The sequence below is a fragment of the Citrobacter sp. Cf125 genome, assembly GCF_030333935.1.
In the GTDB taxonomy this organism is placed as follows: Bacteria; Pseudomonadota; Gammaproteobacteria; order Enterobacterales; family Enterobacteriaceae; genus Citrobacter; species Citrobacter freundii.
The window spans coordinates 318,410-333,792 of sequence record NZ_JAOWEY010000023.1 but is presented as its reverse complement, the minus strand read 5'-3'; the positions used below and the strand labels follow the sequence as shown (position 1 = coordinate 333,792).

Genomic DNA, 15,383 nt, shown 5'->3' with positions numbered 1-15,383 from the left:
TGCGAATGAAGGAAAGTAACAGCCGCCGTGAATTTTTAAGCCAGAGCGGAAAAATGGTCACTGCTGCCGCGCTGTTTGGCGCAGTCGCCCCAGTCGCATATGCTGCTAATCCTGTCGGGAACACCTGCGGGTCGAAGAGCACAATGACGATTAACGATAAGCACTATTACCTGGATAACGTCCTGCTGGAAGCGGGGTTTGATTACGAAAACTCAGTGGTGGTGCACACCCGTACCGCGCTGCAAACCGTTGAAATCCAGGACGGGAAAATAGTTGCGCTGCGCGAGAATAAGCAGCATCCGGATGCGACGCTGCCGCACTACGATGCGGGTGGAAAGCTGATGCTGCCCGCCATGCGCGACATGCATATCCATCTGGATAAAACCTTTTACGGCGGTCCCTGGCGTTCGCTGAACCGTCCGGCGGGCACCACCATTCAGGATATGATCCGCCTGGAACAAAAGCTGCTGCCTGAACTCCAGCCTTACACCCAGGAGCGCGCGGAAAAGCTGATCGATCTGCTGCAATCAAAAGGTACCTCGATTGCCCGCAGCCACTGCAACATAGAACCGGTTTCCGGACTGAAAAACCTGGAGAACCTGCAGGCGGTGCTGGCGCGTCGCCAGCCGGGTTTTGCCTGTGAAATTGTGGCATTTCCACAGCATGGTCTGCTGTTATCAAAATCTGAACCGCTAATGCGTGAAGCGATGCAGGCGGGAGCGCATTATGTCGGCGGTCTGGACCCAACCAGCGTGGATGGGGCGATGGAAAAATCCCTCGACACCATGTTCCAGATTGCGCTCGATTACAACAAAGGCGTGGATATCCATCTGCATGAAACCAGTCCGGCGGGCGTGGCGGCGGTGAATTACATGGTAGAAACGGTGGAGAAAACGCCGCAGTTAAAGGGCAAACTGACCATCAGCCACGCGTTTGCGCTGTCTACGCTGAACGAACAGCAGGTGGATGAACTCGCATCCCGCATGGCGGCGCAGCAGATTACCATTGCCTCGACGGTGCCGATTGGCACGATGCACATGCCGCTCAAGCAGCTACGTGACAAAGGTGTGGAAGTGATTACCGGAACCGACAGCGTGATTGACCACTGGTCGCCGTACGGGCTGGGAGACATGCTGGAGAAGGCGAATCTGTACGCGCAGCTCTATATTCGCCCGAATGAACTTAATCTGTCGCGGGCGCTGTTCCTCGCTACCGGTGATGTGCTGCCGCTTAACGATAAAGGTGAGCGCGTCTGGCCGAAAGCGCAGGATGAAGCCAGCTTTGTGCTGGTAGATGCCTCATGCTCAGCGGAAGCGGTCGCGCGAATCTCCCCACGCACTGCGACCTTCCACAAAGGCCAACTGGTGTGGGGGAATGTCGCAAGCTAGTTTGGTTTTCCGCGCAGCGGCTATCGCTGCTGCGCTCCCATATATTAACCGACGATCCCCATATAGCCGTGAATCCCCATATATACGCCGACCATTGCAATGAGCACGCTGGAAAAATAGGGCGCTTTGCGTGCCAGCGTGTTAAATCCGCTCCATCGTTTGGCTGCCTGCTGCACGCTGATTGCCGCACCCACGCCCACTGTTACCAGCGTTATCGCCAGCCCGAGGCTAAAGCACAGCACCATGGTGGCGCCCAGCGTGAAGGCTTTGAGCTGGATGCATATCAGCAGTACCGTAATGGCAGCTGGGCACGGGATCAGCCCGCCGGTCAGACCGAACAGTAATATTTGGCCGTTGGTGACCTCTTTGCCCGCAAAGCGGCGCTGAATATCGGTGGCATGCGCCCGTTCGTGGGCATCCTGATATTCTTTTGAGCCTTCGGTGAGTCCGGCCAGTGCGCCATGGTCGTGATTATGCTCGTGTTCGTGATGATGATGGTGATGATCGTCATCGTGGTCATGATGATGGTGGTGATGGTCGTCATGATCATGGTGGTGGTGATGCCCGTGATCGTGGTCGTGATGCGTCTGGGCCAGCCAGTTCTGCTCTCCCTGCCAGGTTCGCCAGAACATCCAGAATGCGGTCCCGAGAATAATTATCGCCGAGACAAATTGCAGCCAGGGCTCAACGGCCTGGGCGGTAAACGCTTTACTGATATACATCCCACCGAGCGCAATCAGCCATACTACGGCGGTATGCGACAGCGTTGCTGCCAGCCCCAGCATCACCGCCTGTTTGATGGTCCCCTTAATAGCAATAATAAAGGCCGCCATCATCGTCTTGGAATGCCCTGGTTCCAGACCGTGCAACACACCTAATAGAATCGCGCTGGGAATGAAAAACCAGGCGTTGCCTTGCTGAAGAAGCGTAGAAAACTCACCCATGAGAATGATTCTTAGTTGTTTAATTTCGCCTGATTCTACTCCCCCCCAGTATCAAATACTACCCCCCAGTAGAATGTCGATGGTATTGTCCTTACAGCCAGACGTTAAAAAGGTAAAGTTATGTCACATACGATCCGCGACAAACAAAAACTGAAAGCCCGAACCAGCAAGATTCAGGGGCAGGTAGCGGCGTTGAAAACCATGCTGGATGAACCGCATGAATGCGCGGCGGTATTGCAGCAAATAGCGGCGATCCGCGGGGCGGTAAATGGATTAATGCGCGAAGTGATTAAAGGTCATCTGACCGAGCACATTGTGCATCAGGGCGATGAAATTAAGCGCGAAGAAGATTTGGATGTGATTCTGAAAGTACTGGATTCGTACATCAAATAAGCCAGTTTAACGGCTCATCCTCACACTGATGAATGAGCCGTTGATAACGTCATTTAGCCAAAAAACATCACAGATACGCACAGCAGACCGACAATCAACGTTATCAGGTTACCCACTGAACGGTACGGCTTCAGCGCTGGGATCAGATAGGTAGACAATGTCGGCATGATAAACAAAATCATGGCAATCAGCGGCCCACTAATCGCGTAAATCATTGAAATAGCATTAGGATTGATGCAGCAGATGATAAACGTGATAGCCGAGACCAGCATGATGGACAGGGCGCGGTTAAAGGCCCGGCTTTTCTTCACACCCACCTGATGCAACGATGTTTTTACTACCTCCGTTGCCCCTTCAATCACGCCAAAGTAGGTGCCAAGGAACGATTTTGACATCGCTACGACGGCAACGATGATCCCGGAAATCGACAGCCATGCCGGTGCGTTAGGCATCATCGATAGTGCTGACAGAATGGTCACGCCTTCATTTTTTGCATCCTCGATATAGTTTGTCGGAATCGAAAGCAAACAGCTGAAAACGAAAAACAGCACGCTCAGGCAGATGATGACGTAGGCTACCTTCATGATTTTTTTGCATTTACCCATGGCCTGCTCGCCATATTTCTCACGTCGATCAATGGCGAACGTGGAGATAATTGGCGTATGGCTAAAAGCGAAAACCATCACGGGAATAGATATCCAAACCTGATGAAGCGTGTGCTGATCGACAGACATCTGGCCGGTGAGTAACGTTGGCTGCCAGCTTCCAGTCAGGTAGAGCGAAAGGAATAAAAAATACGCGATGAGCGGGAACACCAGAAAGCCCATCACCCGGATGGTGGCTTGTCGACCCATCAGAAAAATTAAATTCAGCACCAGTACCACGCCCAGACTGACCAGCATACGCACGCGAAGATCTATCTCGATATGTTTTGCCAGCTGTTCGGTGAGTGAGTTGGTTATCGCCACGGCGTAGATCAGTACCACCACAAAGAAGGCAATAAAATAGAGGGTGGTGATCAGGCTGCCAATCTTCTTGCCGTAGTAGTGTGTAACCGCGCCAGTGATCCCCTCACCAGCCGACGTTTTTGAAGACAGGATAAACTGGCACAGCGCCTTGTGCGGCCAGTAGGTTAAAGGCCAGGCGACGAGAGCGGTGATAAACAGCACCACCGCACCTGCAGAACCCAGCTGTATGGGGAGGAATAGGGTTCCTGCGCCGACGGCAGTCCCATATAGTGCGAAGCTCCAGAGAGTCTCTTCTTTTGACCAAAATTTCGACATTATTTGAACGTATCAACTATAAAATAAACAAAAAGAAGCGCAATTTACCACAAATGGCAGGGGCTGGGGGAGGTGTGAACAAGCGGGCTGGTGAATGGATGAATAGCCGGAACCGAGAAAATTCCGACTATTATTTTAATTATCAGGCAGTAACGCGCTGCTGACGACGCTTCATAACACGCTCGCGTAACGTGTCATAAGCCCAGTTATAGAACATGGTATACGGCAGGAAGAACAGGAAGAAACCTATTTCCAGCGTGAATGCCTGAAGCAGGCTGACGTTCAGCACATACGCCACGATGCTCACCCCAATCACAATAAAACCACTCTCAAAACCTAAGGCGTGAAATGCTCGCACTTTCGCCGTACGTTTTACCAGGTGCGACGGCCACAGACGGTCAAACAGGGCGTTATAAATGATATTCCAGATCATCGCTGTAGTGGCGAGAAGAATGGTCAGTCCGCCCATTTCCAGCACCGAGCGCTGCATCAACCATGCGGTGGTTGGTGCGAGAACAGCGGTGGCAATGCCTTCAAAGCAGACGGCATGAAAAATACGCTCTACTAACGAGCGGCGTTGGACTGTATCGTGTTGCATAACCTAAAACCTTCTTTGATGCCCGGATAACGGAATGGTGGCAATTTTATCGTTTAATGTGATATCTAAAAGATAGTACCCATCGATAAAGTAGATAGTTCATGCGTTACTCTCCTGAAGCGTTAACGGCATTTGTAGAGACCGTTTCCTGCGGCTCATTTTCTGCTGCGGCCCGGCGGCTGCGCAAAAGCCAGTCCACCATCAGTACGGCCATTGCGCATCTGGAAGCCGACCTTGGTTTTGCGCTGTTTGACCGTTCATCGCGCCAGCCAACGCTGACCGAAGAAGGTAAGCGGGTGCTGGGTTATGTGCAGGCCATTCTGTCAGCGAGCGATCGTCTGGACGAGGCGGCGATTTCGCTGTCGGGTGAAACGGAAGCGCGTCTGACCTTCGTGTTGTCAGACACGCTGCATCCGGATGTGCTGGAAGAGTTGATGGTGCAGTTTGACCGTAAGTTTCCCCATACCGAGTTTGAATGTCTGATTGGCGAAGACGAGGACGTGATCGATCTGCTGCAAAAAGGACGTGCTCAGGTGGGGTTGATCGAAGCGCGGGAGGATTACCCGACCGACATGGGCGTTACGCGTCTGCCGATGCAAACCTGGATGGGATTGTACGTGGCGGTATCGCATCCTTTGGCGGCTCAAGAAAAACTGCAGTGGGAACAGCTGCATACCTGGCGCGAGCTGCGTCTGAATACCTATCTGGAAAGCGGGACTAACGTGGCGCGCGGTCCCGTCTGGTCGGCTCCTAACTACCTGTTATTGCTAAGTATGGCTGTTCAGGGATTCGGCTGGTGCGCGCTCCCGTGTGCGCTGGTGGAGGAGTTTGCGGCAGAAAAACCATTGGTTCAATTAAAGCTGCCCGGCTGGCCAAAGGCTATCTCTATCGATCTGTTGTGGAATAAGAAATCACCGCCTGGCGTGGCGGGAAGTTGGCTGCGCGACCATTTACAGCAGAGTGGCGTTCAGATGACCAATAAATGATACGAATTTCCTTTGTGATAAAAATCACCGTTTTTAAACAACCTTGATAACTCTTTTTAACAATCATCTACTATTGCGGTGTTATTTTGCGCTGAGGTGGTGATGAAAGAGGTTGTGATAGTCGGGGCGTTAAGGACACCGATTGGCTGCTTCCAGGGGACGCTGGCGCGCCATTCTGCCGTTGAATTAGGCAGCATGGTGGTCAGGGCTTTACTGGAACGCACAGGCGTGGACGTTCATGCTGTGGATGAAGTGATCCTCGGTCAGGTGCTTACCGCAGGTGCCGGGCAGAATCCGGCGCGTCAGTCTGCCATCAATGGTGGGCTACCCAATACCGTTTCCGCCATCACCATTAACGATGTCTGCGGTTCGGGCCTGAAAGCGCTGCATCTGGCGACCCAGGCTATCCAGTGCGGCGAAGCCGACATTGTGATTGCGGGCGGGCAAGAGAATATGAGCCGTGCCCCGCATGTCCTTACCGATAGCCGCACCGGCGCACAGCTGGGGAACAGCCAACTGGTCGACAGCCTGGTACATGACGGTCTGTGGGATGCCTTCAACGATTATCACATGGGCGTTACCGCGGAAAACCTGGCGCGAGAATACGGCATTAGCCGCGAATTGCAGGATGCCTACGCGCTGCACTCGCAGCACAAAGCGCGGATGGCAATTGATGCTGGACGCTTTAAAGATGAAATCGTGCCGGTGGTAACACAGCGTAATGGGCAATCATTGGTGGTGGATACCGACGAGCAGCCCCGTACCGATGCCAGCGCCGAAGGGCTGGCGCGTCTGGATCCTACCTTTGACAGGCTCGGTTCGGTAACGGCAGGTAACGCGTCATCCATCAATGACGGCGCCGCTGCTGTGATGATGATGAGCGAGGCCAAGGCGCAAGAGTTGAACTTACCTGTACTGGCCCGTATTCGCGCCTTTGCCAGCGTCGGGGTCGACCCTGCGCTCATGGGGATTGCGCCAGTGTATGCGACCCGCCGCTGCCTTGAGCGTGTGGGCTGGCAACTGGCAGATGTTGATCTTATCGAAGCTAATGAGGCCTTCGCCGCGCAGGCATTATCCGTTGGGAAAATGCTGGAGTGGGATGAACGGCGGGTGAATGTTAACGGCGGAGCCATTGCGCTCGGTCACCCGATTGGCGCATCTGGCTGCCGAATTCTGGTTTCGCTGGTGCATGAAATGGTGAAGCGTCGGGCGCATAAGGGCCTGGCAACGCTGTGTATCGGTGGTGGTCAGGGGGTGGCGCTCGCTATCGAACGAGATTAACGATCTTACATTTACCGTCTTAAACGCCTTTCTAAGAGTTTCCCTGCACCTGTAAAAAAGCCCTCCAGCAGGAGGGCAAGGCCAGTTACAGAAACATACACTCTAAACAAAGTTAACTTATCAAAACATTGTTTCATTTCATGTGATTAACTGCGCACTTTGTTAGAAAAGGTGTCTTTTCGACTGATCATCTCGGCTGAATTTTCCATTTTTTATCCCCGCCCCTAATGAATAAATAAATTTATCGTATTGTTATTCAATCATTTTATTAAAGTCCATTTCGCTATTCATACGCGCTAGCGTGATCGCACTTACACTTTTGATAATAAGATGCGAAAAAAGTGAAACATCGTTTTATTTATAATTGAAAACACATTCAGGGAGGAATATCATGAGTGCATAAGATAAAACGGAACAGCGTTTTGCTATTCGTTTAAGCATTCACGGTCAATTTATCACTGGAGGTAAATGTGGACGTAAGACAAAGCATCCATAGTGCGCATGCGAAAACCCTGGACACTCAGGGGCTGCGTAATGAGTTTTTGGTCGAAGAAGTGTTTGTCGCAGATGAATACACCATGGTCTACAGCCACATCGACCGCATCATTGTTGGCGGCATTATGCCAGTGGCCAAAACCGTCTCTGTGGGTGGCGAAGTCGGCAAACAGCTGGGCGTAACCTATTTCCTCGAACGTCGTGAACTGGGTGTGATCAATATCGGCGGCCCGGGCACGATTACCGTTGACGGCCAGTGCTATGAAATTGGCCATCGCGACGCGCTGTACGTCGGGAAAGGGGCAAAAGAAGTGGTATTCGCCAGTATTGATACGACAAAACCGGCGAAGTTTTACTACAACTGCGCGCCGGCCCACACGACTTACCCAACTAAGAAAGTCACGCCTGCAGACGTTGCGCCAGTGACGCTGGGCGATAACCTCACCAGTAACCGTCGTACCATCAACAAATACTTTGTGCCGGATGTTCTGGAAACCTGCCAGTTGAGCATGGGTCTGACTGAACTGGCACCGGGTAACCTGTGGAACACCATGCCGTGTCATACCCATGAACGTCGTATGGAAGTCTATTTCTACTTCAATATGGAAGAAGATACCTGCGTATTCCACATGATGGGGCAGCCTCAGGAAACGCGTCATATTGTGATGCACAACGAGCAGGCGGTGATTTCTCCAAGCTGGTCTATTCACTCCGGTGTCGGCACAAAAGCGTATACGTTCATTTGGGGCATGGTCGGCGAAAACCAGGTCTTTGATGATATGGACCATGTTGCAGTAAAAGATCTGCGCTAGTTGCGGGCGACAGCCGTGCCTGCTGCGGCGGGCATTATAAAAAATTAAGGATTTACAATGATTTTGAATGCATTCTCTCTTGAAGGTAAAGTCGCCGTTGTGACCGGTTGTGATACCGGTTTGGGTCAGGGTATGGCGCTGGGCCTGGCTGAAGCGGGCTGCGATATCGTCGGTATCAACATTGTTGAACCGACAGAAACCATCGAACGTGTGACCGCACTGGGCCGCCGTTTTTTAAGCCTGACCGCCGATCTGCGTCAAATCGACGGTATTCCGGCGCTGCTGGAGCGCGCAGTGGCAGAATTCGGCCATATCGATATTCTGGTCAACAACGCGGGTCTTATCCGTCGTGACGATGCGATCGACTTCAGCGAAAAAGACTGGGATGACGTGATGAACCTGAACATTAAGAGCGTGTTCTTTATGTCTCAGGCCGCGGCGAAGCACTTTATCGCCCAGGGTAACGGCGGTAAAATTATCAACATCGCCTCTATGCTTTCCTTCCAGGGCGGGATCCGCGTGCCGTCTTACACCGCGTCTAAAAGCGGCGTAATGGGTGTTACCCGTCTGATGGCGAACGAGTGGGCAAAACATAACATCAACGTCAACGCGATTGCACCGGGTTACATGGCGACGAATAACACTCAACAGCTGCGTGCTGATGAGCAGCGTAGCGCAGAAATCCTCGATCGTATTCCGGCGGGGCGTTGGGGTCTGCCGAGCGACCTGATGGGGCCTGTCGTGTTCCTGGCGTCCAGCGCATCTGACTATATCAACGGCTATACCGTTGCGGTAGACGGCGGCTGGCTGGCGCGTTAATTGCTTTCCATAGCCAACAAACCCTGCTAAATGGCAGGGTTTTTTTTACTTTTGAATCATTAAAATCCATATTGTGGTTATAAATTATTCCATATTAAATTTCATACGTATCAATTTATTGTTTTTAATATTCTTTAATATCAATAAATTAAATTTAATTGAGTGATTGTCGGTAAATTTTAAAATTGGAATATCCATCACATAACGATGTGGTGTAGCTATTTAATCCATGTTTTTGCCGTTTCCCGCCTGACGCTTCCTGCAAGGGATCCCTTACTTTCAATGGCATGGTTACTCTGTATCTGGCAGGAAAAAATGGTCTCAATAAATAATGATGCTGCTTTAGCGCCGCGCCCAGTGCGCGATACGCGACGTATGAATATGTTTGTTTCTATCTCTGCGGCTGTCGCAGGGTTGTTATTCGGCCTGGATATTGGCGTGATTGCCGGGGCGTTGCCTTTCATCACCGATCACTTTGTGTTGACCAGCCGCCTGCAGGAGTGGGTGGTCAGCAGCATGATGCTGGGCGCGGCAATTGGTGCGCTGTTTAACGGTTGGCTGTCATTCCGCCTGGGACGTAAATACAGTCTGATGGCGGGGGCGATCCTTTTCGTCGTCGGATCTCTGGGCTCGGCGTTTGCCTCCAGCGTAGAAATGCTCATTTTTGCCCGCGTGGTACTGGGCGTTGCGGTGGGGATCGCCTCTTACACCGCACCGCTCTATCTCTCTGAAATGGCCAGCGAAAACGTGCGTGGCAAGATGATCAGTATGTATCAGCTGATGGTGACGTTGGGCATCGTTCTGGCCTTTTTGTCCGATACCGCGTTCAGCTACAGCGGTAACTGGCGCGCTATGCTGGGCGTGCTGGCTCTTCCGGCTGTATTGCTGATTATTCTGGTTGTGTTCCTGCCCAACAGCCCGCGCTGGCTGGCGGAAAAAGGTCGCCACATTGAAGCTGAAGAAGTATTGCGCATGCTGCGCGATACGTCAGAAAAGGCCCGCGATGAGCTGAACGAAATCCGTGAAAGCTTGAAGCTGAAGCAGGGTGGTTGGGCGCTGTTTAAAATTAACCGTAACGTGCGCCGCGCAGTTTTTCTTGGAATGTTACTGCAGGCTATGCAGCAGTTCACCGGGATGAACATCATCATGTATTACGCGCCGCGCATTTTCAAAATGGCGGGTTTTACCACCACAGAGCAGCAGATGATTGCCACGCTGGTGGTTGGCTTAACGTTTATGTTCGCTACCTTTATTGCCGTCTTCACGGTCGACAAAGCAGGACGTAAACCGGCGCTGAAAATTGGTTTCAGCGTAATGGCCATCGGGACGCTGGTGCTCGGATATTGCCTGATGCAGTTTGATAACGGCACGGCTTCCAGTGGACTATCCTGGCTGTCAGTTGGCATGACGATGATGTGTATTGCAGGCTATGCGATGAGCGCCGCGCCGGTGGTGTGGATCCTGTGTTCGGAAATTCAGCCGCTGAAATGCCGTGATTTTGGTATTACCTGCTCCACCACCACCAACTGGGTGTCGAACATGATCATTGGTGCAACGTTCCTGACGCTGCTCGATAGCATTGGCGCCGCCGGTACGTTCTGGCTATATACTGCGCTGAACGTCGTGTTTATCGGTATTACGTTCTGGCTGATTCCAGAAACCAAAAACGTCACGCTTGAGCATATCGAACGTAAGCTGATGGCAGGTGAGAAGTTAAGAGATATTGGGGTGTAAATGTTGAGACGGAGTGTCGGATGACGTCTCATGTAGGCCGGGTAAGCGATACCCGGCTTTTTTATTTAGCGCTTTACCCGTGTAGAAAATCTTCGCGTATGGGCGTAAAGGTATCCAGCAGCGTTCCCGGTTTTAAACAGACGCAGCCATGCCTAATGTTGGGTTGTTTATACAGGGTATCGCCCGCCCTAACGACATGCTTTTCTTCGCCGATGGTAAATTCAAACTCACCGGACAACACGTAAGTCAGCTGCTCGTGCGGATGATTGTGCATCGGGCCTATCGCGCCTTGCTCGAAGTTCACCTCAACCGCCATCATGTTACCGTCGTGAGCAAGAATGCGCCGGGTAACGCCATTGCCCAGATCGTCAAGCGTGGTCTCTTTATGAAAAATAAACATCCGGCCTTCCTGTAATTAATTAAAACAATGTTTCATTAAACCTATATCAGAAAATTAAAAAAAGAAATGCACGCCAACAGATGTGGAAAGTTGATCACATCTTTGGTTCACTGGAGAGACAACAACGAGTCAGGGGAAATGATGAAAACGATCGGTCTGTTAGGCGGTATGAGCTGGGAATCTACCATTCCTTATTATCGACTCATTAATGAAGGGGTAAAACAGCGTCTGGGTGGCCTGCATTCTGCGCAGATTCTGTTGCACAGCGTGGATTTTCACGAGATTGAGTTGTGCCAGAGTCGCGGTGAGTGGGATAAAGCAGGCGATATTCTGGCGCAGGCGGCGCTGGGGTTACAGCAGGCGGGTGCGGAAGGGATTGTGCTGTGTACCAACACCATGCACAAAGTTGCTGAGGCGATTGAAAGCGCCTGTGATGTGCCGTTCCTGCATATTGCCGATGCGACGGGGCGGGCGATACAAAAGCAGCAGATGAGCAACGTGGCGCTACTGGGCACGCGTTACACCATGGAGCAGGATTTTTATCGCGGGCGTTTACAGACTGAATTTGGCATTAGCACGCTGATTCCTGAAGCTGATGACCGTCAGAAAATAAACCAAATTATTTTCGATGAGCTGTGTCTCGGTGAATTCAGCGAGTCCTCCCGCGACTATTACCTGAGCGTCATTAACCAGTTAGCGAAACAGGGGGCGCAAGGGGTGATATTTGGCTGTACCGAGATTGGTCTGCTGGTTCCCACCGAGCGAAGCCCACTACCGGTTTTCGACACCGCGGCAATCCATGCGCAAGATGCGGTGGCATTTATGCTTTCGGTTGTGGATGCAAAATAGCCTCCAGCGGGTCAATAAGACTTGGTAGATGGTCCTGCAGATGCGCCGTAAAAGCATCAACCAGCGCCGAGGCGGGGCGATGAAGTGGGTGAATCAGGCTGACCGTAAAGGGTACCGAAATACTGAAGCGGCGGATGACGACCCCGCTACTGGCGTAATCCAGCGCGGTCAGTGGGTTTACCACCGAGATCCCCACGCCTGCCCGCACCATTGCACAAATTGAAGCGGCGCTATGGGTTTCAATCACCATACGGCGCTTCACCTGGTGCTCATTAAACAGGCTATCCAGTAGCTGACGGTAACTGTCGGTCCGTGACAGGCTGATGTAGTTTTCCCCCTGAAAATCCTGCGGCGTTAACACCGCTTTCTTAGTCAGCGGATGCCCCTGGGGCAGCACACACACTTCATCCAGCGCCAGCAATTCGGTGCGTTTTGTTCCGGCTGGCGTATGCAGCGTTTCCGTTAACCCCAGATCGTGGCGCTGAGCCGACAGCCACTCTTCCAGCAGCGGTGACTCCTGCGGCACTATCTGAATATTGACCTGCGGATAGCGTGCGAGGAATGGCTGCAGCAGTGGTGGTAAAAAGGACTGTGAGAATACCGGCAGGCAAACAATCGACAATTCGCCCTGGCGAAACTCGCGCAGGCTTTCGGCGGCGCTCACAATTCTGTCCAGGCCATACCACGAACGTTGCACCTCTTCAAACAGACGTAACCCTTGTACGGTTGGGTGCAGCCGGCCACGCGTGCGTTCAAACAGCGTTAATCCCAGTACTTTCTCGAATCGGGCCAGTTCCCGACTGACGGTGGGCTGCGAGGTATGTAGCATGCGCGCGGCTTCCGTCAGATTGCCTGCCGTCATGATGGCGTGAAAAATTTCGATGTGTCGCAGGTTAACGGCGGGCATGGGCAATCCTCGAATGAACCAATCCATATCATTTTTGCATAGACTCACGATAAAACGATATTTTTTATTCTTTTCGGGCTGTGGCGTAATCATAAAAAAGCCAATACCGGAGCACACCATGCCACGCCCACTCAACAACACAGACACTGACCTGACCGCCGACAACCTGCTGCGCCTGCCTGCCGAATTCGGCTGCCCGGTGTGGGTCTATGATGCGCAGATTATCCGCGCGCAGATTGCCAAACTGAGCCAGTTTGACGTGGTGCGTTTTGCCCAGAAGGCATGTTCGAATATTCATATTTTGCGCCTGATGCGCGAGCAGGGCGTGAAGGTGGATTCCGTCTCGCTGGGCGAAATTGAACGTGCACTAGCGGCAGGTTTTGTACCGGGGAAAGATGAAATCGTCTTTACCGCCGATATGATTGATGAGGCGACGCTTGCGCGGGTGCATGAATTGCGCATTCCGGTAAATGCCGGGTCGGTGGATATGCTGGAACAACTGGGTCAGGTCTCGCCGGGCCATCGCGTGTGGCTACGCGTAAACCCTGGCTTTGGGCATGGGCACAGTCAGAAAACCAATACCGGCGGCGAAAACAGCAAGCACGGGATCTGGTATAGCGATCTTCCCGCGGCGCTGGAGGTGATTCAGCGCTACAAGCTGAAGCTGGTGGGGATTCATATGCATATTGGCTCCGGTGTGGACTACGCGCATCTGGAGCAGGTGTGCGGTGCGATGGTGCGTCAGGTGATTGAATTTGATCAGGATCTGGAGGCGATCTCTGCGGGCGGCGGTTTATCAATCCCGTATCGCGAAGGTGAAGAGGCGATCGATACCGATCACTACTTTGGATTGTGGAACGCTGCGCGTGAGCAGATTGCTAAATACCTGGGGCACCCAGTCGCGCTTGAGATAGAGCCGGGTCGTTTTCTGGTCGCGGAAGCCGGCGTGCTGGTAGCACAGGTACGCAGCGTAAAAGAGATGGGTAGCCGTCACTTTGTGCTGATCGATGCGGGCTTCAACGATCTGATGCGCCCGGCGATGTACGGCAGCTATCACCATATCTCCGCGCTGGCTGGGGATGGTCGCTCTCTGGAACACACCCCGCAACGGGAAACCGTGGTGGCCGGGCCGCTGTGCGAATCTGGCGACGTGTTTACCCAGCAGGAGGGCGGAAATGTGGAAACCCGTCTGTTGCCTGCGGTGGTGCCGGGTGATTATCTGGTCTTGCATGATACCGGGGCGTACGGCGCGTCTATGTCGTCAAACTACAATAGCCGTCCTCTGCTGCCGGAGGTTTTGTTCGATAACGGCGTGGCGCGGCTGATTCGCCGTCGCCAGACCATTGATGAGCTGTTAGCGCTGGAATTAATCTGATTACAGCGTGGTGAAATGCCGGATGGCGCTACGCTTATCCGGCCTACGAAATTAACTGTGGGCGCTGTTGGCCGGATAAGGCACTTGTGCCGCCATCCGGCATTTAATTACTTAAAGTACGGCCCGAGCGTTACTGAGTCACGTAGTACCAGTTTGCCGGTAAACGGTGGGATTGGCTCGACGCTCTCGCCGTTGGCCAGCCGGATAGCCTGGTCGATTGCCGTGGTTATCATGGTATCAATCGGCAGATAAACGGTAGACAGCCCCGGCTCCAGCCATTTGGCGCTGGGTGCATCATCAAAACCAAACAGTGAGACGTCCGTTGGGATCCTCAGCCCGGCCTGATGTAACGCTTTTGATGCGCCTAATGCCATGTCATCGTTACAGGCGAACAATGCGCTGAATTTCACCCCTTCCTCCAGCAGTTCACGACAGGCTTCATAGCCTCGTGTCATCGTGGAGTCTCCGTATTTGACCTTGTCGGGATCCCAGGGAATACCGTTTTTTTCCAGCGCTTTACGATACCCCATCAGGCGGGATTTACCTGTCGGGGTATGGCCTGGCACAGTGATACAAGCAATATCTCTATGGCCCTGGGAGATAAGATAATTGACCGCCTGATAGGCCGCGTCTTCCTGTTCAAAGAAAATCGCGCGATCGCGGGCCTGGCTGACATCACGGTTGATGACCAGCAAGGGCATAGCGATGCTGTTCATCAGCGACATTATCTCTTTTTCACTCATATAGCGGGTATAGAGAATAATGGCGTCGCACTGCCTGTCCGCCAGCATTTGCACGGCTTCCTGCTCACGCTCTGGTGTGTCGTGTCCGTCAGTGACGATCAACTGCTTGCCGTGAGATTCCGTCTGGCGTGAAGCCTGTTGCAACAGCCGGCCAAAGTAGAATCCATCAAATGTAGAAACCACCAGACCAATGCTGTTGCTGGTGCGGTTTGCCAAAGATCGCGCTAAAAAATTAGGCCGATAATCAAGTGCCTGCATGGCCTTAAACACTTTCTGGCGCGTGCTCTCTTTTACCTGACCCGTACCATTCAATACGCGCGAAACGGTCGCTTTTGAGACGCCTGCGTGTCGTGAAACGTCCAACATCGTAGTCATA

15 protein-coding genes are annotated in these 15,383 nt (G+C 52.5%); 9 read left to right on the top strand and 6 right to left on the bottom strand.

Going from position 1 to position 15,383, the window contains the following annotated elements:
• Positions 1-5 precede the first annotated feature (5 nt).
• Entirely contained in the window at positions 6-1,388 is a 1,383-nt protein-coding gene (locus tag OGV89_RS11990; protein WP_181825990.1) for an amidohydrolase family protein, read from the top strand.
• 44 nt (positions 1,389-1,432) lie between these two features.
• On the opposite strand, the gene OGV89_RS11985 is transcribed toward OGV89_RS11990, so the two are convergent.
• Positions 1,433-2,332, bottom strand: a complete 900-nt coding sequence (locus OGV89_RS11985) for a nickel/cobalt efflux protein RcnA (protein ID WP_048232734.1) — start codon at positions 2,330-2,332, stop codon at positions 1,433-1,435.
• A gap of 120 nt (positions 2,333-2,452) precedes the next feature.
• Between OGV89_RS11985 and rcnR the strand changes: the two genes are divergently transcribed.
• Entirely contained in the window at positions 2,453-2,725 is a 273-nt protein-coding gene (rcnR, locus tag OGV89_RS11980; RefSeq protein ID WP_003033900.1) for a Ni(II)/Co(II)-binding transcriptional repressor RcnR, read from the top strand.
• A gap of 53 nt (positions 2,726-2,778) precedes the next feature.
• Here the strand turns inward: rcnR and OGV89_RS11975 are convergent, their stop codons facing one another.
• Positions 2,779-4,008, bottom strand: coding sequence for an amino acid permease (locus OGV89_RS11975; protein ID WP_003840979.1), 1,230 nt, complete (start codon positions 4,006-4,008; stop codon positions 2,779-2,781).
• 142 nt (positions 4,009-4,150) lie between these two features.
• Positions 4,151-4,606 carry a multidrug/biocide efflux PACE transporter gene (locus tag OGV89_RS11970; RefSeq protein WP_003846445.1) on the bottom strand — a complete coding sequence of 152 codons (456 nt, stop codon included), beginning with the start codon at positions 4,604-4,606 and terminating at the stop codon, positions 4,151-4,153.
• A gap of 101 nt (positions 4,607-4,707) precedes the next feature.
• On the opposite strand from OGV89_RS11970, the gene OGV89_RS11965 reads away from it, so the two are divergent.
• From OGV89_RS11965 to araE, 5 genes are all read left to right on the top strand, one after another.
• Entirely contained in the window at positions 4,708-5,592 is an 885-nt protein-coding gene (locus tag OGV89_RS11965; protein WP_003846446.1) for a LysR family transcriptional regulator, read from the top strand.
• A gap of 102 nt (positions 5,593-5,694) precedes the next feature.
• Positions 5,695-6,873 carry an acetyl-CoA C-acetyltransferase gene (locus OGV89_RS11960; RefSeq protein ID WP_003033912.1) on the top strand — a complete coding sequence of 393 codons (1,179 nt, stop codon included), beginning with the start codon at positions 5,695-5,697 and terminating at the stop codon, positions 6,871-6,873.
• 470 nt (positions 6,874-7,343) lie between these two features.
• Positions 7,344-8,180, top strand: coding sequence for a 5-dehydro-4-deoxy-D-glucuronate isomerase (gene kduI, locus OGV89_RS11955; protein WP_003840972.1), 837 nt, complete (start codon positions 7,344-7,346; stop codon positions 8,178-8,180).
• 57 nt (positions 8,181-8,237) lie between these two features.
• Positions 8,238-8,999: a 2-dehydro-3-deoxy-D-gluconate 5-dehydrogenase KduD gene (kduD, locus tag OGV89_RS11950; RefSeq protein ID WP_003033923.1), complete on the top strand. Its 762-nt coding sequence runs from the start codon at positions 8,238-8,240 to the stop codon at positions 8,997-8,999.
• A 315-nt stretch (positions 9,000-9,314) separates the two neighbouring features.
• On the top strand, positions 9,315-10,733 hold the full coding sequence (gene araE, locus OGV89_RS11945; RefSeq protein WP_003033926.1) for an arabinose-proton symporter AraE: 1,419 nt from the start codon (positions 9,315-9,317) through the stop codon (positions 10,731-10,733).
• A gap of 73 nt (positions 10,734-10,806) precedes the next feature.
• Here the strand turns inward: araE and OGV89_RS11940 are convergent, their stop codons facing one another.
• A complete protein-coding gene (locus tag OGV89_RS11940; RefSeq protein WP_205688307.1) occupies positions 10,807-11,133 on the bottom strand; it encodes a cupin domain-containing protein in 327 nt (108 codons plus the stop codon).
• A gap of 141 nt (positions 11,134-11,274) precedes the next feature.
• Here OGV89_RS11940 and OGV89_RS11935 point away from each other — a divergent pair, with 141 nt between their 5' ends.
• Positions 11,275-11,982, top strand: coding sequence for an aspartate/glutamate racemase (locus OGV89_RS11935; protein ID WP_044699778.1), 708 nt, complete (start codon positions 11,275-11,277; stop codon positions 11,980-11,982).
• Here the strand turns inward: OGV89_RS11935 and OGV89_RS11930 are convergent.
• A complete protein-coding gene (locus OGV89_RS11930) occupies positions 11,954-12,889 on the bottom strand; it encodes a LysR family transcriptional regulator (RefSeq protein ID WP_044699798.1) in 936 nt (311 codons plus the stop codon). The genes OGV89_RS11935 and OGV89_RS11930 overlap by 29 nt on opposite strands.
• A gap of 118 nt (positions 12,890-13,007) precedes the next feature.
• Between OGV89_RS11930 and lysA the strand changes: the two genes are divergently transcribed.
• Positions 13,008-14,264 (top strand): diaminopimelate decarboxylase, encoded by a 1,257-nt coding sequence (gene lysA, locus OGV89_RS11925; protein WP_194857424.1) that lies wholly within the window; start codon positions 13,008-13,010, stop codon positions 14,262-14,264.
• Positions 14,265-14,371: 107 nt separating this feature from the next.
• Here lysA and OGV89_RS11920 read toward each other — a convergent pair whose 3' ends face one another.
• A complete protein-coding gene (locus OGV89_RS11920) occupies positions 14,372-15,382 on the bottom strand; it encodes a LacI family DNA-binding transcriptional regulator (protein WP_054528747.1) in 1,011 nt (336 codons plus the stop codon).
• Between the last annotated feature and the right edge of the window lies 1 nt (position 15,383).